Source organism: Variovorax sp. YR634 (genome assembly GCF_900106655.1).
GTDB lineage: Bacteria > Pseudomonadota > Gammaproteobacteria > Burkholderiales > Burkholderiaceae_C > Variovorax.
Window position 1 is genome coordinate 1 of sequence record NZ_FNOL01000057.1, and the last position, 1,608, is coordinate 1,608.

Annotated in this window: 1 protein-coding gene; it reads left to right on the forward strand. The window is 58.5% G+C overall.

Annotated elements, in window-relative coordinates; all coding sequences use genetic code 11:
• Positions 1-40: 40 nt before the first annotated feature.
• Positions 41-1,579 (forward strand): IS3 family transposase, encoded by a 1,539-nt coding sequence (locus BLV60_RS33825; protein WP_093060165.1) that lies wholly within the window; start codon positions 41-43, stop codon positions 1,577-1,579.
• The last annotated feature ends 29 nt before the right edge of the window (positions 1,580-1,608 follow it).

The following is a 1,608-nucleotide window of genomic DNA, read 5'->3' on the forward strand; positions in this document are numbered from 1 at the left end:
GGGGGTGCGGACGAAAACTTGGACTACCAGGAGGTAGTTCGTGTATTCCTACGAAGATCGGATTCGAGCCGTTCAGCTCTACATCAAGCTTGGCAAACGCGTCAGACCCACCATCCGCCAGCTGGGTTATCCAACAAAGAATTCTCTGAAGGGCTGGTACAGCGAATACCAGCAGAAGCTCGACTTGCCAGCGGGCTATGCGGGCCGGAGACCCAAGTTCTCGCAGGAACAAAAAGCGGCAGCTATCGAGCACTACCTCACTCACGACCGCTGCATTGCTGCCACCATGAGGGCACTGGGCTACCCCTGCAGGGGGACGCTAACCGCCTGGGTTCGCGAGGCCCTTCCTGAGGCTAGAAGGACAGTCGTCGGCAGCGTGGGGCGACGAAGATATTCCGGGGAGCTGATGCAAGCGGGAGTCATGGAGCTTTGCACGCGTGAGGCAAGTGCGCAAGCTGTAGCCGACAAGTTCGGCGTGTGCCGGCCAACGCTGTACAACTGGAAGAACCAACTTCTGGGGCGTAAGGCACCCGCATCCATGAAAAGCACCGATCAATCTCCGCCGTCGCAAGAGCGCGACGAGCTCGAGCGCCAGGTTGAGTCGCTGCGCCGCGAAGTCAGGCGACTTCGCCTTGAGCAGGACCTCTTGAACAAGGCCAATGAACTGTTAAAAAAAGGCCTGGGCGTCGACCTGCAGCTCCTGTCCAACCGGGAGAAGACACTGCTGATTGACGCCCTCAGGAAGCACTATGGCCTGCCAGAGCTTCTTGCACAGTTGGATCTTGCGCGTAGTTCGTACTTCTACCATCGGGCCCGTGCGGCGGTGGGTGACAAGTACCTGGAGGTGCGGCAAGCCATCACCGACATCTTTGAGTCGAACCACCGCTGCTATGGCTACCGCAGGCTGCAAGCTTCGCTCACCAGGCAGGACGTCGCGATCTCCGAGAAGGTCGTGCAGCGGTTGATGAGGCAGGAAAGCCTGGTTGTTCCAAAGCCCAGGAAGCGCAGGTATGCGTCATACCTTGGCGAGATCAGTCCAGCGCCTGAGAACCTCATCAACCGCGACTTCCAGGCCGCGGTCCCCAACGAAAAATGGCTCACCGACATCACGGAGTTCCAGATCCCGGCTGGCAAGGTGTACCTCTCGCCCATCATCGACTGCTTCGATGGAATGGTCGTCAGCTGGACCATTGGGACCAGTCCGGACGCTGAGTTGGTCAACACGATGCTGGATGCAGCCATCGAGACAGTGGCCGAAACTACTGACCGGCCTGTGGTTCACTCCGATCGGGGCGGCCACTACCGCTGGCCAGGTTGGCTATCAAGAATGAACGACGCGAACCTCACGCGCTCGATGTCTCGCAAAGCGTGCTCACCTGATAACGCCGCTTGCGAAGGCTTCTTCGGGCGGCTGAAGAACGAGCTGTTCTATCCTCGGGATTGGAAGAACGCCACCATTGAGCAATTCATCGCGGCGGTCGACTCGTACATCCGCTGGTACAACGAGAAGCGGATCAAGATCTCCCTTGGCTCTCTCAGCCCTATCGAATACCGGGTGAGCCTTGGACTTGCAACATAAAACCAGTCCAAGTTTTTATCCGCACCCCC